At 73.9% G+C, this 23,197-nt stretch carries 20 protein-coding genes; 15 read left to right on the forward strand and 5 right to left on the reverse strand.

Features of this window, described 5'->3' with window-relative positions; genetic code table 11:
• The first annotated feature begins 183 nt into the window (after nt 1-183).
• From ACGFQC_RS34170 to ACGFQC_RS34210, 9 genes are all read left to right on the forward strand, one after another.
• A complete protein-coding gene (locus tag ACGFQC_RS34170) occupies nt 184-1,551 on the forward strand; it encodes an SUMF1/EgtB/PvdO family nonheme iron enzyme (protein ID WP_363092546.1) in 1,368 nt (455 codons plus the stop codon).
• Complete coding sequence (locus ACGFQC_RS34175; RefSeq protein WP_363092547.1) at nt 1,551-2,957, forward strand: MBL fold metallo-hydrolase; 1,407 nt, start codon at nt 1,551-1,553, stop codon at nt 2,955-2,957. The genes ACGFQC_RS34170 and ACGFQC_RS34175 overlap by 1 nt, the downstream gene beginning before the upstream one ends.
• On the forward strand, nt 2,954-3,958 hold the full coding sequence (locus tag ACGFQC_RS34180; protein ID WP_363092548.1) for an alpha/beta hydrolase-fold protein: 1,005 nt from the start codon (nt 2,954-2,956) through the stop codon (nt 3,956-3,958). The genes ACGFQC_RS34175 and ACGFQC_RS34180 overlap by 4 nt, the downstream gene beginning before the upstream one ends.
• On the forward strand, nt 3,946-5,790 hold the full coding sequence (locus ACGFQC_RS34185) for an asparagine synthase-related protein (protein WP_363092549.1): 1,845 nt from the start codon (nt 3,946-3,948) through the stop codon (nt 5,788-5,790). Before ACGFQC_RS34180 ends, ACGFQC_RS34185 begins: the two co-directional genes overlap by 13 nt.
• Nucleotides 5,729-6,829, forward strand: a complete 1,101-nt coding sequence (locus tag ACGFQC_RS34190) for a hypothetical protein (protein ID WP_393289084.1) — start codon at nt 5,729-5,731, stop codon at nt 6,827-6,829. Before ACGFQC_RS34185 ends, ACGFQC_RS34190 begins: the two co-directional genes overlap by 62 nt.
• On the forward strand, nt 6,826-8,229 hold the full coding sequence (locus ACGFQC_RS34195) for an aldehyde dehydrogenase family protein (protein ID WP_363092551.1): 1,404 nt from the start codon (nt 6,826-6,828) through the stop codon (nt 8,227-8,229). The genes ACGFQC_RS34190 and ACGFQC_RS34195 overlap by 4 nt, the downstream gene beginning before the upstream one ends.
• Before the next feature lie 4 nt (nt 8,230-8,233).
• Nucleotides 8,234-9,352 (forward strand): GntG family PLP-dependent aldolase, encoded by a 1,119-nt coding sequence (locus ACGFQC_RS34200; protein ID WP_363092552.1) that lies wholly within the window; start codon nt 8,234-8,236, stop codon nt 9,350-9,352.
• Nucleotides 9,349-9,807, forward strand: a complete 459-nt coding sequence (locus tag ACGFQC_RS34205) for a pyridoxamine 5'-phosphate oxidase family protein (RefSeq protein ID WP_363092553.1) — start codon at nt 9,349-9,351, stop codon at nt 9,805-9,807. The genes ACGFQC_RS34200 and ACGFQC_RS34205 overlap by 4 nt, the downstream gene beginning before the upstream one ends.
• 146 nt (nt 9,808-9,953) lie before the next feature.
• Complete coding sequence (locus ACGFQC_RS34210; RefSeq protein WP_363092554.1) at nt 9,954-11,705, forward strand: FAD-dependent monooxygenase; 1,752 nt, start codon at nt 9,954-9,956, stop codon at nt 11,703-11,705.
• Between the two features lie 73 nt (nt 11,706-11,778).
• On the opposite strand, the gene hemG is transcribed toward ACGFQC_RS34210, so the two are convergent.
• The 3 genes from hemG to ACGFQC_RS34225 are packed head-to-tail and all read right to left on the reverse strand — an operon-like array spanning nt 11,779 to nt 16,355.
• Entirely contained in the window at nt 11,779-13,257 is a 1,479-nt protein-coding gene (gene hemG, locus ACGFQC_RS34215; protein ID WP_363092555.1) for a protoporphyrinogen oxidase, read from the reverse strand.
• A gap of 58 nt (nt 13,258-13,315) precedes the next feature.
• Nucleotides 13,316-14,836, reverse strand: a complete 1,521-nt coding sequence (locus ACGFQC_RS34220; RefSeq protein ID WP_363092556.1) for an FAD-dependent monooxygenase — start codon at nt 14,834-14,836, stop codon at nt 13,316-13,318.
• Between the two features lie 34 nt (nt 14,837-14,870).
• Complete coding sequence (locus tag ACGFQC_RS34225; RefSeq protein WP_363092557.1) at nt 14,871-16,355, reverse strand: FAD-dependent monooxygenase; 1,485 nt, start codon at nt 16,353-16,355, stop codon at nt 14,871-14,873.
• Nucleotides 16,356-16,602: 247 nt separating this feature from the next.
• On the opposite strand from ACGFQC_RS34225, the gene ACGFQC_RS34230 reads away from it, so the two are divergent.
• Both ACGFQC_RS34230 and ACGFQC_RS34235 read left to right on the forward strand, forming a co-directional pair.
• Complete coding sequence (locus tag ACGFQC_RS34230; RefSeq protein WP_363092558.1) at nt 16,603-17,331, forward strand: SDR family oxidoreductase; 729 nt, start codon at nt 16,603-16,605, stop codon at nt 17,329-17,331.
• 97 nt (nt 17,332-17,428) lie between these two features.
• On the forward strand, nt 17,429-18,307 hold the full coding sequence (locus tag ACGFQC_RS34235) for an NmrA/HSCARG family protein (protein ID WP_363092559.1): 879 nt from the start codon (nt 17,429-17,431) through the stop codon (nt 18,305-18,307).
• A 6-nt stretch (nt 18,308-18,313) separates the two neighbouring features.
• On the opposite strand, the gene ACGFQC_RS34240 is transcribed toward ACGFQC_RS34235, so the two are convergent.
• On the reverse strand, nt 18,314-18,931 hold the full coding sequence (locus tag ACGFQC_RS34240) for a DsbA family protein (protein ID WP_363092560.1): 618 nt from the start codon (nt 18,929-18,931) through the stop codon (nt 18,314-18,316).
• Between the two features lie 209 nt (nt 18,932-19,140).
• Between ACGFQC_RS34240 and ACGFQC_RS34245 the strand changes: the two genes are divergently transcribed.
• From ACGFQC_RS34245 to ACGFQC_RS34260, 4 genes are read left to right on the forward strand one after another with little or no spacing between them, the layout of a single operon-like run.
• Nucleotides 19,141-20,169 carry a methyltransferase gene (locus tag ACGFQC_RS34245; RefSeq protein ID WP_363092561.1) on the forward strand — a complete coding sequence of 343 codons (1,029 nt, stop codon included), beginning with the start codon at nt 19,141-19,143 and terminating at the stop codon, nt 20,167-20,169.
• A 52-nt stretch (nt 20,170-20,221) separates the two neighbouring features.
• Complete coding sequence (locus ACGFQC_RS34250; RefSeq protein WP_363092562.1) at nt 20,222-20,665, forward strand: carboxymuconolactone decarboxylase family protein; 444 nt, start codon at nt 20,222-20,224, stop codon at nt 20,663-20,665.
• 18 nt (nt 20,666-20,683) lie between these two features.
• Nucleotides 20,684-21,343: a sulfotransferase family protein gene (locus ACGFQC_RS34255; protein ID WP_363092563.1), complete on the forward strand. Its 660-nt coding sequence runs from the start codon at nt 20,684-20,686 to the stop codon at nt 21,341-21,343.
• Nucleotides 21,344-21,361: 18 nt separating this feature from the next.
• Nucleotides 21,362-21,970, forward strand: a complete 609-nt coding sequence (locus ACGFQC_RS34260; protein WP_363092564.1) for a dTDP-4-dehydrorhamnose 3,5-epimerase family protein — start codon at nt 21,362-21,364, stop codon at nt 21,968-21,970.
• A gap of 134 nt (nt 21,971-22,104) precedes the next feature.
• Here ACGFQC_RS34260 and ACGFQC_RS34265 read toward each other — a convergent pair whose 3' ends face one another.
• A complete protein-coding gene (locus ACGFQC_RS34265; RefSeq protein WP_363092565.1) occupies nt 22,105-23,118 on the reverse strand; it encodes a Gfo/Idh/MocA family oxidoreductase in 1,014 nt (337 codons plus the stop codon).
• Between the last annotated feature and the right edge of the window lie 79 nt (nt 23,119-23,197).

Below are 23,197 nucleotides of genomic sequence, written 5' to 3' on the forward strand. Positions count from 1 at the left end.
CGGCCGATCCGGCCCGCGACAACTCGATACGGCGGAGGGAGTGACAAATGAGCGACCGCGACTTCATCGACACCCGTGACGCTGAGCAGGAGACCAGCAAGTGGTAATCCGCTGACCAGCGAAACGCGCCGCCCGTATGGAATCGAATCCGTACGGGCGGCGCGTCGTCCGAGAGAGGCTGAGATGGTAGGCAATCGCGTTTCAGAAGTCATCGACATTCCCGCCGAACTGCTGGTGACCGACGACTCCACCGACGAGCGCTACTGGGCGTCGGTGGAACGCGTCGTCGCGCTGGCCGAGGACCGGGGGCGGGCCGCCGACGGGATACCGCTGCTGGCGTCTGTCGCGGTCACCCATCCCGAGTGGCCGGTGCGGGCCGGCGCGGTACGGCTGCTGGCCAGGCACCACGCGGGCGATCCGGCCGCCGACGCCGCCGTGGCCGCCGCCACCCACGACACCGTCGACTGGGTCGCCTTCACGGCGCTGAAGGTCATCGCGGAGCACCGGATCGCCGCCGCCGTCCCCGACCTCATCCGCATCTCCGGCTGGCCCAGCAACTTCACCCGCCCCGACTGGACGCGCAAGCCCGTCGGCTGCGGCGCGGCGCTCACCAAACGGGCCCTCATCGCGGTCTTCGGCACCCGCGACCCGGCCGAACTGCGCCGCCTGGAGGACGAGTACTTCTCGGACATGCGGGCGCGGATCGAGGCCGCGCGCAAGCGCCCCCGGCGCAACACCGACGTCGTCCTGGTGCCGGGCGGCCCGGCGATCATCGGCGCCGAGGAGGAGCCCGACGCCTTCCGCATGGCGCAGGACGACAGCACGCTGCGCGCCGTGGACGTCCCCGCGTTCCTCATCGACCGGACCACCGTGACCAACGCGCGCTACCGCGAGTTCCTCGACGAGGCCGGTGACTCCGGCGAGTTCGACCACCCGGACCAGCCGCTGGAGCGCTCGCACCGCCCGGCGCACTGGCACGACCCGCGCTTCAACGCGCCCGACCTGCCGGTCGTCGGCGTCGACTGGTACGACGCGTACGCCTTCGCGAAGTGGGCCGGCGGCTCGCTGCCCAGCGAGGTCCAGTGGGAGAAGGCCGCGCGCGGCGCGGACGGCCGCCGCTACCCGTGGGGCGAGCAGTGGGACCCGGACCGGGTGAACTACGTGGAGCGGTCCTTCGGCGAGGAGGTGGCCGACCTCGACTCCCTGGAGGCGCTGCTGGTCACCATCGAGCAGGGCGACAACCCCGCCCACCCGGTGCTGCCCGCCGACGCCCTCCCGCAGGGCGCCAGCCCCTACGGCGCCCTGCAGATGTCGGGCAACGTCTGGGAGCTGACGCGGACCAACTTCTACACCGGCGACGACATGGACCCCTTCTTCAAGGGTCGGCACCCGCTGGACTTCATGAACCGCAAGGAGGCCTTCCACGTGCTGCGCGGCGGCACCTGGACCTCCCCGCCGTCCTGCCTGACCACGTTCTACCGGGGCAAGGACCTGATCACCGACCGGCACAACGAGGTCGGCTTCCGCTGCGTGTACGGGACGAGTGACTGATGCGACTGACCTCCCTCGGCCACGCGGCCGTCCTCGTCGACACGGGGACGGAGCGCATCCTCTTCGACCCGTGGCTCACCCAGCGCCTGGACCGCTTCTGGGAGCACCACCCGGCGCTGCCGGACCGGCTGGTGCGCGAGGTGCTCGACGACGGGATCGACTACGTGGTGCTCAGCCACCACCACTTCGACCACCACCACTTCCCCTCGCTGCTGCGCCTGGTCGACGGCGCCGACGTGGACTTCGACGACAGTCCGCGCCAGAGCTCCGGGGTCACCTGCATCTACCCCGCCGGTCCCGTGCCGCCGCAGCTGACCGCGTCCGGGCTCGGCCACCAGGCGATCGCCTGGACACTGCGCCGCTTCGGCTACGAGAACCTGCAGCCGGTGACGCCGGGCGACACGATCACCCTGGGCGGGGCGACCCTGCGGACGTTCCCCTCGGCCGTGTCCTTCCCCGAGATGAGCGTGCTGGTGCAGACCGACGACGCGGCCGTCATGCTGTGCGGCGACGCGCTCCTGCACGAGGACACCGTGGCGGCCTTCCGTCGTCCCGACGCGCCGAGGCCGGACGCCCTGTTCGTCCCCGCGCACAGCATCTCGCCGCCCGGCGTGCTCACCGAACGCCGCCCGCTGACCGACCCGGACGCGGCGCGCGCCCGCGCCGTCGCCAACTTCGACCGGTACGTCGACGCGATCCCCGCGGCCGTGACCGTGCCCTCCTCGTTCGGCTGGCGCATCAGCGGCGACGGCGAACGCGACTACGACTGGTGCAACCGCACGATCTTCCCCTTCACCCCGGCCCAGGCACTGCGCCGCCTGGACGAGCTGGGCCGCGACGGCCTGCTGTGGGGCCCGGGCCAGGTGATCGAGGTCAAGGACGGCAAGGCCGTCCCGGCCGACGGGCCGGTGGCACCCGGCGCGTACGACTTCGACGAGGTCTACGCCGCGGTGACGCTCGACCCGGACACCCCCGTGCCGCCGTTCGACGCCTCCGCCGACCGCTACGGCCGTCAGACCCGCGACGCCGAGGACATGCTGCGCGAGCTGCTGGACCGGCTGGTCGCGACCGACTACTGGTACCGGGCGCTGGACCACGGCGCCGGCCGCCACGTCGTCTCGCTGTACGAGGACGACGGCGGCGAGACGTCCTTCCTGCTCGACCCGGTGGCCGGCCGGGTCACGCGGCTCGGCCCGGGACCGGCCCGCGACCACCTCGCCGGCGGCGAGGGCTGGACCGAGATCGCGGCCTCCACGCTCGAGGCGATGCTCGACGCCGACCTGCTGTTCGGCAGCTCCTTCGGACTGTGGGCCAGCGACGGCGTGCTGCTCTCCGCGGTCTTCCACCACCCGTCGTTCTACACCCGCCACGTGGAGCGCGCGGTGCGGGAGGAGAGCAGGCCATGAGCGAACCGGTCGTGCTCGACCACGAGAGCGCCTGCCTGCGCGGCAACCCGCTGGGCGACCCGCACCGCCGCCGCGTCGAGGTGCACCTCCCGCCGGGGTACGACGGCGTCCGGCGGTACCCGGTGGTGTACTGGCTGCCGGGCTTCGGCGCCCACCCCAGCCTCACCCACCGGCCGCTCGCCTTCGGCGGCTCCGTCGCCGACCGGCTCGGCCGGGCGATGGCGGACGGCCGGGTGCCGCCCGCCCTGCTCGTCGTGCCCGACTCCACGACCGCCTACGGCGGCTCGCAGTACATCGACTCCGCCGCCTGCGGCCGCTACGCCGGCCACCTCGCCGAGGTCGTCGCCGAGGTGGACCGGCGGTTCGCGACCCTGCCGGAGCCCGCCGGACGCGCCGTCGCGGGCAAGTCCAGCGGCGGTTACGGCGCGCTGGTCGCCGGCATGACGTCCGAGCTGTTCTCGGCGGTGCTCGCCTTCTCGCCCGACGCCGGGTTCGAGCACTGCTACCTGCCGCTGCTGCCCGCCGCGCTGGACACCGTCCGGGCGGCCGGCGGCGTCGGGGAACTGCTGGCCCGCCGCGGCACCGGCCCGCACGACGTGCCGTTCATGGTGGCGATGAGCATCGTCGCGATGGGCATGTGCTACGCCGACGCCCCCGGGACCACGCCCTCCGACGCGTTGCCGTGCGACCCCGTCACCGGCCTGTTCCGCGACGAGGTGTGGCAGCGGTGGCTGCGCCACGACCCGGTGCGGATGCTGCCCGCCCACGCCGGCCGGCTCGCCGGCCTCGGGCTGCTCCACCTCAGCGTCGGCGAACGCGACGACTACGGCATGCACTGGGGCGTCCGCGCGCTGCACGCCGCCCTCGACGCGCACGGCGTCCCGCACGCCTACCGCGAGCACGAGGGCGGACACCACGGCATCGAGCACGTGTTCACCGAGGCCCTGGCGCAGCTGTGGCGGGTGTGGAGCGGGACGGAGGCCGGCGCATGTGCGGCATAGCGGGTTTCGTCAGCTTCGAGGGACGCCGGGACACCGACTGGATGGACGCGCTCGGCCGCACGATGACCGGCGCCATGGCGCACCGCGGCGAGGCGGCCCGCGCCCCGTACGTCTCGGCCTGCGGCACCGTCATGCTGTGCGCGACGCGCCTGGCGGTCCGCGACCGCACCGAGGCGGGCGACCAGCCGATGACCGACCCCACCGGACGGATCGTCCTGGTGCACAACGGCGAGGTCTACGGCTCCCGTTCGCCCGCCGCGCCGCTGTGGCCCCGCCGCACCGCCTGCGACACCGAGTTCGTCCTGCAGCAGGTGTGCCGCGAGGACGACCCCGCGGCCGCGCTGCGGCCGCTGTCGGGCATGTTCGCCCTCGCCTGGCACGACACCTGGACCGGCCGCGTGGTGCTCGCCCGCGACCACTTCGGCGTCAAACCGCTGTTCTACGCCTTCGCCCACGGCGGGATCCTCTTCGCCTCCGAGCCGGGAGTGCTCCTGCGCACCGGCCTGGTGACCCCCGAGGTGGACCCCGAGGAGTACGTCCTGCGCTCCTGGATCCGGATGGACGCGGCCGACGACCACACCTGGCTGCGCGGCGTGCGGGCCCTGCAGCCCGCCGAGTACCTGTCGGTCGACCGCCCCGGCACCAGCACCCACCGCTACTGGCGGCCCACGCCGGTGGACGGCCTGGTGAGCGCCGAGGAGATCCGGGCCGCCTTCGACCGGGCGGTCGCCGAGCGGGCCGTGTCCGACGTCCCGCGGGCGGCGGTGCTCAGCGGCGGCGTCGACAGCACGGCGGCCGTGGCGGCCCTGACCGCGCTGGGCGTGCCCGTGGAGGGGTACGTCCTGCGCTACCAGGACGGCATCGGCGGCTCGGGCGACGACGTGGTGCACGCCGCCGAGGCCGCCGAGCGTCTCGGCGTGCCGCTGACCGTGTGCGACCTGGACCGCCACCGCGCCGCCGAACTGGTGCCCGTCCTGCCCACCCGGCTGATGCGGCCGCTGCTGCACGGCGCCGAGCTGGCCATGCACCACCTCTACGGCGCCATCTCCCGCGACCGCAACGTGGTCGTCTACTCCGGTCACGGCGCCGACGAGCTGTGGGGCTACCAGTCCGGCCGCTACTTCCCGGTCGTCGACCCCTACGCGCCCACCTTCATCCACGGGCGCCACTACCTGACGCACCAGCTGTACTCCGACGAACGGCCCGTCTGGGCACGGCTGGTGAGCTGGATGGCGCGGGAACTCGGCGTCGACATGACGGCCGTCACCGACCTGGTGTGGGAGCGCACCATGGACGAGTACCGGGCGATCAAGACGGCCTCCCCGCTCAAACGCGGCCGCCACCACCTGCTGCGGCGCTTCCTGGTCTACGTCAACGACATGGTCGACGCCACGTCGGCGACCTTCACCCTGGAGGACCGGCCCGTCTTCCAGGACGTCGCCCTCGCCGAGCTGGCCTTCCGCTGCCCGGAGCACCTCAAGGACTCCGGCGAGCCGGGCACCAGCCACAAGGCACTGCTCAAGGAGGCGCTCGCCGACCTGCTGCCCGACTCGGTGCGCCACCGCCCCAAACAGGGCTTCCCGACCCCCACCGACCCCCGTTACGTCCGCCGGCTGACCGACCTCGCCGACGAGTTCGGCACCCCCTTCGGCCTGCCGCCGCTGCCGGCCGGGCTCCGCGCCGAACTGGGCGTCGGCGAATGGATGTTCCTTGCTTCGACCTCCGCCTGGCTCGGTCACCTCGCGGAGCTTCGCACCGACCCGAGGAGTCATGGTGAGCAGTCCCCCACCCCTGTGGCGCTGGCAGGCCCTGGACCGCGCGGCCGATCTTGACCGGGTGCCCCCGGCGATCGAGGAGACGCGCGCCCAGGGCTGGTGCAACTTCGTGCTGTGGCGGCCGTCCCGGCTGCCCGAGGGATGCGACACCGCCGTCGGAACACTGCGCCGCGAGGCGCCCCCCGGCCGGGTGGAGGCCGAGGGCCGCACCCCGTGGAGCGACGCCAACCCCGCCGGCTACCGCACCGAGATCTCCGGCGGGGGACGGCGGCTGCGCCTGAAGCAGTTCCTGTACGACTGGGCGTTCCCGGCCGCCGACCACCCCTGTCTGTGGGGCAGCGAGACCCGGCCGGCCGGGATCGGCGGGGGCCGCGTGGTCTGGCTCGGCACCGACTACCTGGGCCACCGGGCCGCGAGCGCCCGGCTGGCCCGCACCACGGTCGAACTCTCCGTGCTGGAGGGCGAGTTCACCGACGACGAGCTCGTCGCGCTGTTCGCCGCGCTGCGCCCGGCCGTACCGGACGCCGTACCGCGGGTGCTGGCCACCCCGTTCGCCGAACTGAGCTACTGGGCCAGGCACCCGGCCGACATGGTGTCGGTGCCCACCGGCGTCTTCCACTTCCACCGGCGCGGGCGCGCACACGAGGGCGACTGGGTCCCGTCCGGGGAGGTCGTGGACTTCCTCACCGCCCAGGGAGTGCCGGTGACGGCCGGGGAGTTCCGGGCCGAGAGCGCCGCCGTCTTCGGCGACGGCGGCGCCGTCGCCGAACTGGACGTCGTCTACTCCTCGCCCTTCGGCGGCGAGCTGCGCCTGACGGCGCAGCGCACCGGCGGCGGCCGGCTCGCGTTCCCGCCGCAGCGGGACAAGCACCCCGCCACCGCCGAGATCCGCGACCTCGGCGGCCGCCCGCTCCACCTCGGTTACTCCAGCGCCGAGTTCGGGGCCTGCGACGCCTGGTGGCAGCACCCCGACGGGTACGACCTCAGACTGCTCGGCAGCGCGGGGGCGGGGCTCGGCCCGGAGGCGTTCCACGGCCTGGCCGACGCGATCGACCGCGGGCTCCGGCTCGCCGGCAACGCGGCGGTGCTGGGGTGACCGCGGCGGGCCGTGCGGTCCTCGACCCCGCCACCGGCCGCACCGTCACCCACGTGCCCGACACCGACGCGTCCGGTGTCGCCGCCGCCGTGGCCCGGGCCGGGACGGCGTTCCACGAGATCTGGGCCGACACCTCCCCGGCCCACCGCTCGCGCCTGCTGCGCGAACTGGGCGACCTGCTGCGCGAGGACCGCGACGAACTCGCGGCGCTGGAGCGGCTGAGCACGGGCAAGCCCACCGCCCGCGCCCTGGGAGAGGTCGACTTCGCCGCCGGGGTGGTCGACTGGTTCGCGGCGGCGGCCCGGTACCCGGTGGGGGAGACCCATCCGGCCGGCCCCGGCATGCGCACCTACACCGACCGGGTGCCGGTCGGGGTGTGCGCGGCCATCGCCCCGAACAACTACCCGCTCCTGCTGGCCGTCTGGAAGATCGCCGCCGCGCTCGCCCACGGCAACACCGTCGTCGTCAAACCGGCGCCCGAGACACCGCTGTCGCTCCGCCGCCTGGTCGGCCGCGCCGGCGAGGTGCTCCCCGACGGCGTGCTCACCGCCGTCCACGGCGGCGCCGCGACCGGCCGGCTGCTGTGCGACCAGCCGGCCGTCGGCATGGTCACCTTCACCGGCTCGACGGCGGCCGGGCGCGAGGTCGCGCGGCGCTGCGCGGACGGCCTCAAGCCGGTCTCCCTCGAACTCGGCGGCAAGAGCCCCGTCGTCGTCTTCCGCGACGCCGACCTCGACGCGGCCGCGCGGGCCGTCGTCACCGGCTTCACCGGCAACACCGGCCAGGTGTGCGTGGCCGGCTCACGCCTGATCGTGGACCGGGCCGTGCACGAGGAGTTCGTCGGCCGCGTGGCCGAACTGGCGGCCGCCCTGAAGGTCGGCCGGCCCGCCGACCCCGGCACCGACCTCGGTCCGCTGATCAGCCGGGCGGCCGCCGACCGCACGGCCGAGGTGGTCGCGCAGGCTGCGGCGCGCGGTGCGCGGGTGATCCTCCCGCCCGGCCGCTCCTCGGTCCTGCACGACCTCGACGGCGGGTTCTTCGTCCACCCGGCGATCGTCGACCGGGCGCCCCTCGACAGCCGCGCCTGGCGGGAGGAGATCTTCGCGCCGGTGCTGTCCGTCGTGCCGTTCGGCGCCGACGACGAGGCCCTGGCCCTCGCGCACGACACCGCGTACGGTCTGTCGGCGTCGGTGTGGACCTCCGACGCCCACCGCGCCGAGCGCTTCGCCCGGACCCTGCGCGCCGGCATGGTGTGGGTCAACACCTGGGGCGACACCGAGGAGACGGTCAGCGTCGGGGGCCTCGGCCAGTCCGGATACGGCCGGGAGCTGGGCCTGCACGCGGTGGAGGGCTACACCAGGCCCCGTGCCGTCTGGGTGGCCCACCGGCCGGGGCGGTAGAGCCGTGGCGCGCACCGGCTCCCCGCACCTGGACTTCCGCAGCGACACCCGCACCGTGCCGGACGCGCGGATGCGCCGGGCGATGGCCGAGGCGGAGGTCGGCGACGACGTGTACGGCGACGACCCGACGGTCGCCCTCCTGGAGGAGCGGGTCGCCGGCCTGCTCGGCACCGAGGCCGCGCTGTTCACGCCCACCGGCACGATGGCCAACCTGCTCGCCCCGCTCGCCGCGTCCGGCCCGCCCGGATCGCCCGCCCCGCGCGTGATCGCCGGGGCGGACACCCACATGGCGTTCCTGGAGGCGGACGGGCTGCGCCGCTTCGGCGGAATCGAGCTGCTGCCGGTGCGCCGGAGCACCGACGGCCTGCCCGACCCCGACGCCCTGGCCGCGTTGCTCGCCACCCGGGCGGACCCGCCGACCGTGGTCTGCGTGGAGAACACCAGCATGATGTGCTCCGGCAACGCCCTGGACGCCGAGGCGACGCGCGCCGTGGCCGAGCTGGCCCACCGGCACGGCGCGCACCTCCACCTCGACGGCGCCCGGCTCGCGAACGCGGCCGTGGCGCTCGCAGTGCCGCCCGCGCACCTGGCCGGGCCGGCGGACAGCGTCACCTTCTCCGTCTCCAAGGGGCTCGGCGCCCCCGCCGGCGGACTGCTGTGCGGATCACGCGAGTACGTCGACCGCGCCCGCGAGCTGAGGGGATGGCTGGGCGGCTCCCTGCACCAGGCGGGTGTCCTCGCGGCGCCCGCCCTGGTGGCGCTCGACCGCCTGCCCGACCTGGCCGCCGACCACGAGCGGGCCGCCGCGCTCGCCGCCCGGCTCGCCGCGCTGCCCGGCGTCGAGGTGATGCGCCCGCCGCGGCCGACCAACATGGTCATGGCGCGGCTGCCCGGACTCACCGCCGCCGAGTGCGCCGAGCGCCTGGCCGACCGCGGGGTGCGCGTCCTGCCGCTGCCGAACGGACACGTGCGCTTCGTGACCCACCGGGCGCACGACATGATCGGGGTACGCGCGGCCGTCCGGGCGCTGGCGGCCGTGGCGGCCACCGTGTCCGGCACCCGGCCGACCGGCGAGAACCATCCGGAGGGGACCTGCCCCCCCACACCGACGGAGGAAGCATGACGACGAAGCCACCCGCGCGCGGACTTGAGGAAAGGCTGAAGGACACTCGGGCGAGACTGGAGAACGACGTCGACCTGTGGGTGGCCACCGCGGGTGCCGCCCACGGCGTCCACCTGATCCCGCTGTCCTACCTCTGGGACGGGACCGCGATCCTCGTCTCCACGCCCCGCGACTCGGTCACCGGCCGCAACCTGCTGGCGGACGGCCGGGTGCGGCTCGGCCTCGGGCCGACGCGCGACGTCGTGATCGTCGACGGCGTCGCGGAACCGGTCGACGTCGCCGAGCTGGGCGAGGAGTCGGCCGACGCCTTCGCGGCCAAGACCGGGTTCGATCCGCGCACGCTCGACGAGCCCTACCAGTACTTCCGCATCCGGCCCCGGCGCATCCAGGCCTGGCGGGAGGCGAACGAGCTGGCCGGACGCTCCCTCATGCGCGACGGCGCCTGGCTCGGCTGACCCGCCGCACCCCGCCCCGCCCGCGCCGGCCGGCCACCCGCGTGACCGGCCGGCGCCGCTGCGGTCCAGCCGTGCTTGACCGGTGCTGAAGACGGCTTTGCCAGGCTGCGACTGGCAAGGCATCGGTCGATCCTAAAGGGGCGAATATGGGAGCCATCGAGGTTCCGGTTCTGATCGTGGGCGGTGGCGGATGCGGTCTGTCCGCCTCCGTCTTCCTGTCCGACCAGGGCGTCGATCATCTGCTGGTGGAACGGCACCCGGACACATCGAGGGTTCCGAAGGCGCACTACCTCAACCAGCGCACGATGGAGATCTTCCGGCAGCACGGTGTCGCCGACGACGTGCTCGCCGAGGCGGCGCCGCTGGAGAAGTTCGGCAAGGTGCGCTGGCAGACCACGCTCGCCGGCGACGGGCCGCTGGACCGGCGCCTGATCCACGAGATGGACGCCTTCGGCGGCGGCGAACTGCGCGAGACCTACGCGGCGGCCGGGCCCCTCCTGCCCGCCAAGCTGCCGCAGATGTGGCTGGAGCCGATCCTGCGCAGGCACGCGGAGGAGCGCAATCCCGGGCGGATCCTGTTCCACCACGAACTGACCTCCTTCTCCGACGAGGGCGACCACGTCGTCGCCGAGGTGCGCGACCTCGAGACCGGGGAGACCACCACCGTCACGGCGCAGTACCTCATCGGGGCCGACGGCGGCCGCATGGTCGGAGCCGAGGTCGGCATCGAGATGCAGGGCCCGCCCGGACTGGTCAACACCACCACCGTGTACTTCTCCGCCGACCTGTCCCAGTGGTGGGAGGAGGGCACGCTCATCACGCACTTCCTCAGCCCGGAGGACCCCGACCTGTCCAGCAACCTCATCGAGATGGGGCCGCGCTGGGGCAAGGAGTGCGAGCAGTGGGGCCTGCACTTCGCCCCCGGCCCGCCCGGACGCTGGGACAACGAGAGCGTCGTCCCCAGGATCCGCGAGCTGCTGCGCATCCCGGACCTGGAGGTGACGGTGCACAAGGTGACGGACTGGATCGTGCACGCGCACCTCGCCGACCGCTACCGGGTCGGCCGCGTGCTGATCGCCGGCGACGCCGCGCACCGCCAGCCCCCCGCCGTCGGCCTCGGCCTCAACACCGGCATCCAGGACGCGCACAACCTCGCCTGGAAGCTCGCCGCGGTGCTCGGCGGCCGCGCGACCGACGGCCTGATCGACACCTACGAGGCCGAGCGCCGGCCCGTGGGCCGGGAGAACGTCGACTGGGCGGTCTCCGCCGCCGTCCACCACCAGGCCGTCATCGACGCCGTCGGCGCCGGCCACAACATCCCGGCGGGGCGCCGCAAGCAGCGGCTCGAGGCGTACTTCGACCCCTCGCCGCTCGGCGACACCGTGCGGGCGCGCGCCCTGGAGATCTTCCACACCCACCGCGGGGGGTGCCAGTCGCTCGACATGGAGGTCGGTTTCCACTACGAGGACGGCGCGCTCCTCCCCGACGGCAGCGAGCCGCCGGCCCGCGTCCCCATGCGCAACGAGCACCGGCCCACGTCCCGCCCCGGACACCGGCTGCCGCACGCCTGGATCACCTCCGGCGGCCGGCGCCTGTCCACGCTCGACCTCACCGGCAGGACCGACTTCACGCTGATCACGGGCCCGGAGGGGACGCCGTGGTGCGAGGCGGCCGCGCGCGTGGCGGAGAAGTTCTCCGTCCGCGTCCGCATGGTCCGCATCGGCGCCGGCGGCGAGTACGCCGACGTCGACGGCGGCTGGGAGGCCGTCCGGGGGATCACCGACGCCGGCGCGCTCCTGGTCCGCCCCGACCAGCACGTCGCCTGGCGCGGCGCGGACGGCGGCCAGGACCCGGAGCAGGTCCTGGCGCAGGTGTTCGCCGCGGTGCTGGACCGCTGACCCCGGCGGCGCACAACAGCAGCGGCCGTGCCCGGCACCGGGCACGGCCGCTTCGGTGTTCCGCGGGACCGGTTCAGGCCCCGACCGCCGCCGAACGGGCGGCGGCGTCCTGCCTCACCCAGGCCAGGACCTGCTCGGTGGCCTGCCGCGCGGAGGCCATGCACACACCGACGCCCACACCGTCGTACAGGGCGCCGCACACGGCGAGGCCGGGCTGGGCGGCCACCGTCTCGCGGATCCGCCGCACCCGCTCGAAGTGGCCGACGGTGTACTGCGGCAGGGCGTCCTCCCAGCGGCTGACCCGGCTCGCCACCGGGACGCCCCGCACGCCCGTGGCCTCGGCCAGCTCCGTGGTCGCCAGCGCCACCAGGTCGGCGTCGTCGCGCCGCAGCAGGTCCTCCTCGCCGAACCGGCCGATCGAGCAGCGGACGATCTCCACCTCGCCGGCCAGGTGCGGCCACTTCACGGTGGTGAACGTGACCTCCTTGACCGCCTTGCCCTCCGTCGCGGGCACCCGGTAGGCGGCGTACCCGCGGCCCGAGAGCCCGCCGGGGAACGCCGTGCGGGGATAGGCGAGGGTGACCACCGCCACGCTCGAGTACGGCACCTCGGCGAACGCCGAGACGGCCGGGGCGGCTCCGGGGACCCCGGCGAGCAGCCTGCCCGCGGGACCGGCCGGAACGGCGACGACCACGGCGTCCGCCTCGATGTGCTCCGGGCCGGCGGCCGTGCCCACGGTCACCCGCCAGCCGTCCGCGCCGCGGGCCAGCTCCCGCACCGGGGCGTCGGTGCGCACCGACGCGTCGGGCGCCGCCGACAGCACCTCGCGCACGAGCACGGGGGGCAGCGAGCCGAACCCGCCGTCGAGGGTCGCCACCCGCACGGGCGGCGGCTTCTGCCCCTCGGCGAGCACGGGCGTCAGCGAGCCCGCCGCGTCCGCCAGCGAGACGTGCGAACGGGCCGCCTTCGCCAGCGGCGTCAGCGTGGCCTCGAACGACAGGTCCGCGGCGCGGCCGGCGAACACACCGGCGAGGAACGGTTCGACCAGGCGGTCCACGACCTCCTGGCCGAAGCGCCCGCCCACGTAGTCCGCGACCGAGACGTCGCCGTCCCGGTCGAACGAGGGGAGCACCAGGTCCTGCCGGGCCCGCTCGACGCCCTCCGGGGACACCACGCCGGACCTGGCGAGGTCGTCCATGTCGCAGGGCACGCCCATGAACTGACGGTCCGGCTGCTGCCGGATCCCTCCCCCGGTCCAGATCGCCGACGCGGTGACACCGGCCGACATGATCTTCTCGCCGAGCCCGGCGTCCGCGATCAGCCCGGTCGTCCTGCGCCGGTTGGCGTACAGCGACTCGGCCCCCTCGTCGACCGCGACGCCCGCCACCTCGGAGACCGACAGCTTCCCGCCGAGCCGGGAGGACGCCTCCAGGACCGTCACCCGGACCGGCTCGTCGCGGAGCTGGAACGCCGCCGCCAGTCCCGCGATGCCACCCCCGATGACGACCACATGGGGCTTTCCACTCACCTGATCCTGTTCGGTGCCAGCCATTCCACCAGATCCTTCGTGGTTAGTGTCGTAGAGGCCGTCTCGGCGCCGGCGACCGGCGTCAAGACAGGTCCTGGCAGTCTGGCCGGGGCTCCCCGCCCTGCGGTCGAGGGCTGCTGGAGGGCCGGTGGCCGGTGCCGAACCAGCGGTCGAGTGCCCGGGTGAGGTCGTCGGTGGTGCCGGGGGAGGTCCAGGCGACGTAGCCGTCGGGGCGGACGAGGACGGCGTCGAGGGGGGTGGGGGATTCGGTGGTCCAGGTTCCGGTGACGACGTCGACGTGGTCGGTGTGGCGGTGGGCGGTGCGGGCGGTGGTGTCGTCGGTGGTCAGGAGCAGGCCGCGGCCGGTGCGCAGGAGTTCGGCGACGCGGGGGCGGGTGCCGTCGGCGAGGGTGAGGGTGGTGTCGGGCGGCATGCGGCGGCCGAGCAGGGGGTGGTCGCCCTTGGCCAGGTCGTAGCGGACGCCGAGGTTGCTCAGCATGCCCGCCGCGTACTCGGCGGCGTCCTTGTGGGCCAGCAGCTCTCCCACCACCTCGCGCACCGGGTCCATGTCCTCGCCGGTGAGCCGCAGCTCGATCGCCGCGCGGGCGTTGCGCGCCAACTGCTCGCCGACCGGGTGGCGTTCGGCGTGGTAGGTGTCCAGCAGGCCCTCGGGGGCCCGTCCCTCGACCGCCGCCGCCAGCTTCCAGCCGAGGTTCACCGCGTCCTGCACGCCCACGCTCAGCCCCTGCGCCATCGCCGGGGGCTGCACGTGCGCGGCGTCGCCCGCCAGGAAGACCCGGCCGCGCCGGTACTCGGCGGCGGCTCGCGAGGCGTCGGTGAAGCAGCTGATCCAGCGGCACTCCCCGTGGTGGATGGACTCGCCGGTGAGCCGCTGCCAGGCGTCGGCGAGGTCGGCGTAGGCGACCGCGTCCCGGTCGCGGGGCGGCGGCGTCCCCGCCTCGTGGACGACGACCCGGGTGACGCCGTTCTCCAGGTCCATCGCCATCACCATGCTGCCGCCCGGCAGGTTCTCCCCGATGCGCCGTCTGCGGGTGTCGATCCCGGTGACGTCGGCCGTGAGGAAGCCGCGCCTGCCGTCGGTGCCGGGGAAGCCGATCCCGGCCAGTCTGCGCACGGTACTGCGCCCGCCGTCGCAGCCGACGAGGTAGGCGGCGCTCTCCTCGGTCGTCCCGTCGGGGCCGTCGACGCTCACCACGACGCCGTCGTCGTCCTGCCGCAGACCGGTCACCTCCCGGCCGCGCAGGACCGGCACGCCGAGTTCGCCCACCCAGTCCTCCAGCATCCGCTCGGTGCGGAACTGGGAGACCCCCCGGTGCCCGTAGTGGTCCTCCGCCAGCATGCCGAGGTCGATCGGCACCCCGCCGAAGTGGCTGTCGGCGGGCTCGGTGGCGCCGAGCCGGTCGAGCAGGCCCCGCTGGTCGAAGCACTCGGCGGTGCGCCGGGTGAAGCTCGCGCCGCGCGACTGGCGCGTCGGGGCGGGCAGCCGCTCGTGGACGACGACGTCCACGCCGCGGAGCCTGAGTTCGCCCGCCGTCATCAGCCCGACCGGGCCGGCCCCGACGACGATTACATCCCTGGCCATGTGTTCACTCCTGTTCGAAGGGTGCCGTCGGCGCTCACCGGCCGGCGGACTGCGGGACGCGTCCGGTGCCGAACCAGTGGTCGAGTGCCCGGGTGAGGTCGTCGGTGGTGCCGGGGGAGGTCCAGGCGACGTAGCCGTCGGGGCGGACGAGGACGGCGTCGAGGGGGGTGGGGGGTTCGGTGGTCCAGGTTCCGGTGACGACGTCGACGTGGTCGGTGTGGCGGTGGGCGGTGCGGGCGGTGGTGTCGTCGGTGGTCAGGAGCAGGCCGCGGCCGGTGCGCAGGAGTTCGGCGACGCGGGGGCGGGTGCCGTCGGCGAGGGTGAGGGTGGTGTCGGGCGGCATGCGGCGGCCGAGCAGGGGGTGGTCGCCCTTGGCCAGGTCGTAGCGGATGCCGAGGCCGCTCACGACCCCGGCGACCTGCTCGGCGGCGTCCTTGTGGGCCAGCAGCTCGCCCACCACCTCGCGCACCGGGTCCATGGCCTCGTCACCGAGGTAGAGCTTGGCGGCCGCGCGGGCGTTGCGGACCAACTGCTCGCCGACCGGGTGGCGTTCGGCGTGGTAGGTGTCCAGCAGGCCCTCGGGGGCCCGTCCCTCGACCGCCGCCGCCAGCTTCCAGCCGAGGTTCACCGCGTCCTGCAGCCCGGCGCTCAGCCCCCAGGCGGCCAGCGGGGGGATCTCGTGCGCGGCGTCGCCCGCCAGTAGCACCCGGCCGCGCCGGTACTCCCGCGCCAGCGCGGAGGAGTTGCCCGAGGCCCACAGCCACAGGCACCGCGCGTCGTCGATCGACTCACCCGTCAGCCGCCGCCACGCGGCGGCGACCTCGGCGAACGTCAGCGCACCCGGCTCCGGGCGGGCGGGCAGGGCCGGGTCGTGGACGACCACCCGGCAGCGGCCCCCGCCCAGCGGGGTGCACACCACCATCCGGCCGCCGGGAAGCCGCTCGCCGATCGGCCGGGGGCGCGGGGTGACACCGGTGATCTCCGCGGTGTACATGCCCCGGGTGGGCTCCCAGTCGGCGGTGGGGATGCCGGCCAGCCGGCGCACCGTGCTGCCCGCACCGTCGCAGCCGGCCACGTACCGGGCCGTCTCCTCGCTCGGGCCCTCGGGGCCGGCGAAGGACACCACGACACCTTCGGCCGTCTCGCGCAGAGCGGTCACCTCGTAGCCGCGGCGCACCGGCACGCCGAGCTCGGCCAGCCGGCCGCCCAGCGCCTCCTCGGTCCTGGCCTGGGACAGGCCCAGCACCCCGCTGTGGTCCTCGTCGAGCATGTCGAGGTCGAAGCGGACCCCGCCGAAGTGGCCCATCGGGCCCCATCGGAACGCGCCCAGGCGGGGCAGCAGCCCGCGCTGGTCCAGTGACTCGGCGGCCCGCCGGTTGAAGCCGAGTGCCCGGGACTCCTCGGTCGGGGCGGGCAGCCTGTCGTAGACGGCCACGTCCACTCCGGCCAGACGCAGTTCTCCGGCCAGCATCAGGCCGACCGGCCCCGCACCGACCACGATGACGTCAGTTGTTTTCATTCTTTGAGGCCCTCTGCGCTGTGGCAATGGTTGGCCATGGTGAAGCTACTCAGGGCAATCTCCGGCCGCAACGATTCGGAATTCCGTGGGCGCCGTGGGGCGTTCGACCGTGGAGTCGGCGCGATTGAACACGGCGGTGAACGCTTGAGCGCACGGTCCGCACCGCAGCAATATCGTCGGGTGCCTTCGGGTTTCGCTTCTTCCCATGGTGAATGCGCGCATTACCGGCCGCAGAAAGGAAGCTGACGTGACAGACGAGAAGATCGCCCTCGTCACCGGCGCCAACAAGGGCATCGGATTCGCCGCGGCGCGGCAGCTCGGTGAGCGGGGGATCGTCGTCATCGTCGGCGCACGCGACGAGACGCTCGGCAAGCAGGCCGCCGACGCGCTGGCCGCCGACGGCATCGCCGCGACGGCGCTGCGGCTCGACGTGACGGACCCGGCCTGCGTCGCCGAGGCCGCCCGCGAGATCGAACGGCGCCACGGCCGCCTGGACATCCTGGTGAACAACGCCGGCACCGCGGGCGGCTTCACCGGCGCCCCGAGCCGGGCGACCGCGGCCGACCTGCGGGAGGTCTACGAGACCAACGTCTTCGGCGTGGTCACCGTCACCCACGCGATGCTGCCGCTGCTGCACCGCTCCCCGGCCGGCCGGATCGTCAACCTGTCCAGCCATGTGGGGTCGCTGACCCTGAACGCGGACCCGGACTCCCCGCTGGCGGGCGTGAACATGATCGCCTACCAGTCGTCGAAGACCGCGCTGAACGCGGTCACGGTCGCCTACGCCAAGGAGTTGCGGGGGACCCCGGTCAAGGTCAACGCGGCCCTGCCCGGAGTGGTGGCCACGGACATCAACCACCACCGCGGCCACCGCACCCCCGCCGAAGGGGCCGCCGTCGTGGTCCGGCTCGCCCTGCTGGACGAGTCCGGCCCCTCGGGCGCGTGCCTGGCGGACGAGGGGCCCGTCCCCTGGTAGCGCGCGACCCCCGACGCACGGCGTCCGCCCCGCGGCCGCCGCATCCGACCGCACCGCCGGGCGAGTCCCCGGCGGGCACGAGACATGGAGACACACAGTGGCGCTTGACGGAACGATCCTGGTGCTGGGCGGGACCGGCCGGCAGGGCGGGGCGGTGGCCCGCGAACTGCTGCGGCGCGGCCACACCGTGCACGCCCTGGTCCGCGACCCGGCCAGGGCGGAGGCGGAGGCGCTGCGGGAGGCGGGCGCGGTCCTGGTCCGCGGCGACATGGACGACGAGGCGTCGCTGACGGCGGCGATGCGAGGCGTCCACGGGGTGTTCAGCGTCCAGACCTTCCGGGGGCCCGGCGGCGTCGAGGCCGAGGAGCGGCAGGGCCGGGCGGTGGCGGACGCCGCGGTGCGGGCCGGGGTGCGGCACTTCGTCTACAGCTCGGTCGGCGGCGCGGACCGCGACACCCGGGTCCCGCACTTCGAGAGCAAGCACCGGGTGGAGCGGTACCTGCGGACCCTCGACCTGCCGACGACGGTCCTGCGGCCGGTCATGTTCCACGACATCCTGCTCGACATCGCCCCGCGCCCGACGGGGGGCGAACTGGTACTGGCCATGTGGCTGGACCCGCGGATCCCGGTGCAGCTCATCGCGACCAGCGACATCGGCGTGTTCGCCGCGGACGCCTTCGAGGACCCGGACGCCTGGCTGGGCCGGGTGGTCGAGATCGCCGGCGACTCCCTGACCGGGCCGCAGATGGCCGCGGCCTTCGAGGCGGTCTCCGGCGTCCCGACCCGCTACCAGCGGCTGCCGATCGAGCCGCTGCGCAACGCCCGCCCCGACCTCGCCAACATGTTCGACTGGTTCGAGCGGGACGGCTACCGCGCCGACCTCGACGAACTGCGCCGCACCCGGCCCGGCCTGGTCACGCTGGAGAGCTGGCTGGCCGAGAACTGGACGGCCCCCGTGGTCGCGGCGGCCCGCTGACGCCGCTCAGGTGAAGACCGGTTCCCGGGTGCGGGTGCGCTTGAGCTCGAAGAACCCGTCGGTCGCCGCCACGGCGAGCACCCCGTCCCACAGCCGCGTCGCGGCCTCACCCCGCGGGGCGGGTGTCACCACGGGGCCGAAGAACGCCACGTCCCCCACCGCGACGACGGGCGTGCCCACATCCGTGCCGACCCGGCCGATGCCGTCGTGGTGCGAGGCGCGCACCGCGTCGTCGTACGTGTCGCGGCCGGCCGCGTCGGCGAGGCGGGGATCGAGGCCCGCGGCGGCCAGGGCCGCCGCGTAGGTGGCGTGCTTCCTGGGCGCCCCCTCCAGGTGGAAGCGGGTGCCGAGTTCGGTGTACAGCCCGCCCAGCACCTGCGGGCCGTGGGCCTGCTCGGCGGCGGCGCACACCCGCACCGGCTCCAGCCGCGCGGCGAGGTCCCGGTGCCAGCGCTCGGGCAGGTCGGCGCGCCCCTCGTTGAGCACGGTCAGGCTCATCAGGTGCCAGCGCAGCTCGAGGGGCCGCTGCCGGGCGACCTCGAGGATCCAGCGGGAGGTCAGCCACGCCCAGGGGCAGGTCGGGTCGAACCAGAAATCCACCGGGGTTGGGGTGTCGTGCCGCAACGGGGCCTCCTCGATGTAGCCGGGCCGGAACAATTTGGCAAGCGGGGCCGGAATTTCACTGGAGCGGGGCTGGACGGGTCCTGTTCAACCGCTCAAATTCCCCGGTCGAACGCCGGGGGCACCATTGCGGGAATGCGGAAGTTGCGGTTTCGCAAATCGCCGACCTATTGTCTTGAATCCGCGAAAAAAGGCGCTCCGAAAGGAAAGGCATGTCCCTGCTGCCCGAGGTTCGTGACCAGTCGGACTCGTACGCGCTGCTCCACCTCGTCCAGGGCGCGGTGATCACCCAGGCGATCTCGGTCGCGGCCCGGCTCGGCGTCGCGGACGTGCTGGCCGACGGCCCGCTGTCCGTCGAGGACATCGCGGCGCGGGTCGGGTCCGACCCCAGGGCGACCCACCGCGTCCTGCGCGCGCTCGCCGGCCACGGGGTGTTCGCGGTCCGCCCGGACGGCCGGTACGAGAACACCCCGATGTCCGGCAGCCTCCGCGAGGACGCCCCGGACTCGATGCGCGGCTTCGCCCTGCTGATGAACCACCCCACGCTGTGGGAGGAGTGGGGCCACCTGTTCGACACCGTGGAGACCGGCGAGGCCAACCTGCCCAAGCTGCGCGGCATGGGCGCGCTGGACTTCTTCCACGCCAACCCCGACTACGCCCGGGTGTTCTTCCAGGCGTTCGGCGGGCTCTCGGCCTCGGAGACCGACCCGATCCTGGCCGCCTACGACTTCTCCGGGTTCGGCACGGTCGTGGACGTCATCGCCGGCCGCGGCAACCTCCTGGCGGGCATCCTCGGCCAGGCGCCGGACACCAAGGGCGTGCTGTACGACTCCGAGATCGCCACCGTCGACTCCCCGGCGCTCTTCGAGGCGGCCGGAGTCGCCGACCGGCTCACCATCGAGCACGGCGGCTACCTCGGCAAGCTGCCCGCGGGCGGCGACGCCTACGTGTTCAAGCACATCATCCACGACTTCTCCGAGGCCGACGCCGTCACCGCGCTGCGCAACGCGCGCGAGGCGATCGCCCCCGGCGGGAAGCTGCTCGTCATCGAGTACGTGATCCCGGAGGACAACGAGAAGCACCTCGGCAAGACCATCGACCTCTGGCTGATGCTGATGCTCGGCGCCCAGGAGCGCACGCTCGCCGAGTACACCGAGCTGTTCGCCAAGGCCGGCTTCGAGCTCACCAGGGCCGTTCCCACCAGCGCGCCGATCTCGGTCATCGAGGGCATCCCGGTCTGAGGCCGCCGCGAGCAACCGACTCATTCCCGCACACCGCACAGGAGAAGACCCGATGACACGGATGGAAAACCCCTCCCTGGTCGTTCCCGGCGCACTGCAGCCCCTGCTCGACCTGACCGAGGTCATCGGCAAGGTGGGCGTGCCGCAGACCACCCTCGACCTCGTCCGGCTGCGCGTCAGCGAGATCAACGGCCGCGTCTACACGTTTCCCGAGGACCCGGAGCAGGCGGCCGGGACGGACGAGCGGCTGCCGCGGGTGGCCGGCTGGCGCACCGATTCCTGCTTCGACGAGGCCGAGCGCTGCGCGCTGGAGATGGCGGAGGCCGTCACGCTGATGACCGACCCGCAGGACATGGCGTCGGACGAGGTCTGGGAGAAGTCCGCCCAGTACTACACCGACGAGCAGCTCGGCGCCCTGGTCATGCACATCGGCCTGGTCAACTTCTGGAACCGGGTGAACGTCGCCACCCGCCAGGAAGCCGCGGTCTGGCGCTGAGGAAGGGAAGACGGCACCGTGCTGAAGCTCATCAACGCCGGTCTGGGCAGGACCGGTACGACCTCACTGAAGGTGGCCCTGGACCGGCTCGGTCTCGGCCCCTCCTTCCACATGTTCGACATCGTCGGGGACGCGGAGCGGCTGCGGCGGTGGGAGAGGATCGTCTGTGACGGCGAGCGCCCCGACTGGGCTGGCGTCTTCGACGGCTACCGCTCCGCGGTGGACGGCCCCTGCGCCGTCCACTACCGGCAGATCAGCGAGGCGTTCCCCGACGCCAAGGTGATCCTCACGGTACGCGACGCCGAGAGCTGGTACCGCAGCACCCACGACACCCTGTACCAGTTCGCCCTGCGGAGCACGGCGAACCCGCCGGAGCCCGGCAGCCCGCAGGCCCGGCTGTTCCGCATCACCAGCACCATGGTCTGGGACGGACTGTTCGGCGGCCGGTTCGACGACAAGGACCACGCCATCGAGGTCTACCACCGGCACAACGAGGAAGTGGTGCGCGTCATGGGCGCGGACAACGTCCTCGTCTACGACGTGCAGCAGGGCTGGGAGCCCCTGTGCGCCTTCCTCGGTGTCGACGTCCCGCGGGAGGAGTTCCCGCGCACCAACGACACCGCTTCCATGCGGCAGCGGATCGCCCGGGCGGCCGGCGCCGCGGCCGCCACCGGTTGAGCCGGCGAGGAGACTTCGGTGCTGATAACGGAAATGACGGTCCCCGGCGCCTACCGCGTCCAACCCGAGCCGCTGAGCGACCGCCGCGGCCACTTCTTCGAGTCCGTGCGGGCCAGTGCCCTGCTGGCGGAGAGCGGCTGGGAGTTCACGGTCCGCCAGGTCAACTACTCGGTGTCCCGGCGCAACACCCTGCGGGGCATCCACGGCACCACGGTCCCGCCCGGCCAGGCCAAGTTCGTCACGTGCGTGCGGGGCAGCGCCCTCGACATCGCCGTCGACCTCCGGGTCGGCTCGCCGACCTTCGGCCACTACGACGTCACCCTCCAGAGCCCGGAGACGGGGACGGCCGTGTACCTGCCCGACGGGGTCGGGCACGCCTTCCTCGCCCTCACGGACGACACCTGCATGAGCTACCTCTGCTCGCAGGAGTACGTGCCGGGGACGATGATCGACGTCGACGCGCTCGACCCGGACCTCGCCCTGCCGTGGGACCTGAAGGAACCGCCGATCCGCTCGGACAAGGACGCCGCGGCGCCCACCCTCGCCGAGGCGGCGGCGGCCGGCCTGCTGCCCACCTACGAACAGTGCCCGCCCCGCCCGCTCACCGCGGCACCGGGCGGACGGTAGCGCGCGCGAGGAACGGCGGTCGGCGTCAGGGGACGCCGACCGCCGTTCCTCGTTCCCCGGTGAGCCCGGCGACCGACCGCCGTTCTCGGCTCCCCGGTGAGCCCGTGAGCCCGGTGAGCCTCACCGGCCGTCGCTCACCGGGCTTCCCCACCGAGGGCGTGCGCGCGGATGCGGGCCATCAGCCCCGCCTGCCGCACCAGGTCGCGGTGGTGCCGCGCCCGCGCCGCCGGGTCGCGCACGGCCTCGTGGAACGTGGTGAACACGCCGAGGAACTGGTCCGAGGCCGGGGCGAGGATCTGCGTCTCGCGGTCCTTCTGCTGCAGCCGCAGCACCGGGCGGGCGCCGGCCGAGGGCGTGAACGCCCACTCCAGGACCAGCCGCCCCTGGCTCCCCCACAGCTCGTAGGCCGACCGGTAACCGTGGGACAGGCCGAAGGAGCAGTTCGCGGTGACGCCGTCGTCGTCACCCAGCAGCGCCGCCCCGGAGACGTCCACGCCCAGTTCCGGATCGGACTTCAGGCCGGCCCCCAGGACCCGTGCCGACGGCCCGAGGTACTCCTGGGCCGCGCGCACCGGGTAGCAGCCGACCTCCCACAGCGCCCCGCCGCCCAGGTCCGCCTGGTACTTGATCCCGCGCGGATCGGTCGGCGGAATGCCGAACGCGCCGTGGTAGGAGCGCAGTTCCCCGATGGCCCCGTCGGCCACCAGAGCCCGCGCCTGTTCGTGCTGGGGGTGCCGCAGGAACGCGAAGTTCTCCATGACGACCAGACCGCGCTCCTCGGCGAGCGCGACGAGGTCCCGGGCCGTCTCCTCGGCGGGCACCGCGGGCTTCTCGAGCAGGACGTGCTTTCCCGCCTCCAGCGCCCGTCGCGCCCACGTGGCGTGCTCGCTGTTCGGCAGCGGGATGTAGACCGCGTCGATGCCGGGCAGTTCCAGGAGCCGCTTGTAGCCCTCGACGGCCGCGCAGCCGGCGCCGGCCGCCACGGTCTCGGCCTTCTCCCGGGAGCGGCTCGCGACCGCCACCAGCCGGAACGACGACCGGTGGATCGCGGGGAGGGCCCGGCGCACGGCGATGTCGGCGCATCCGATGATGCCGATACCGGCCCTCTGCTCGGATTCGAGAACGGGCGTCAGATCTTCGTTTTCCACAGGTCCACCTAAACGACGACAGTAAATGCGCATGCCTGAACCGGTATGCCGTCAGCCTGAGTAAGCGGACCCGTGCCTG

It is taken from the genome of Streptomyces sp. NPDC048734, assembly GCF_043198675.1.
GTDB lineage: Bacteria > Actinomycetota > Actinomycetes > Streptomycetales > Streptomycetaceae > Streptomyces.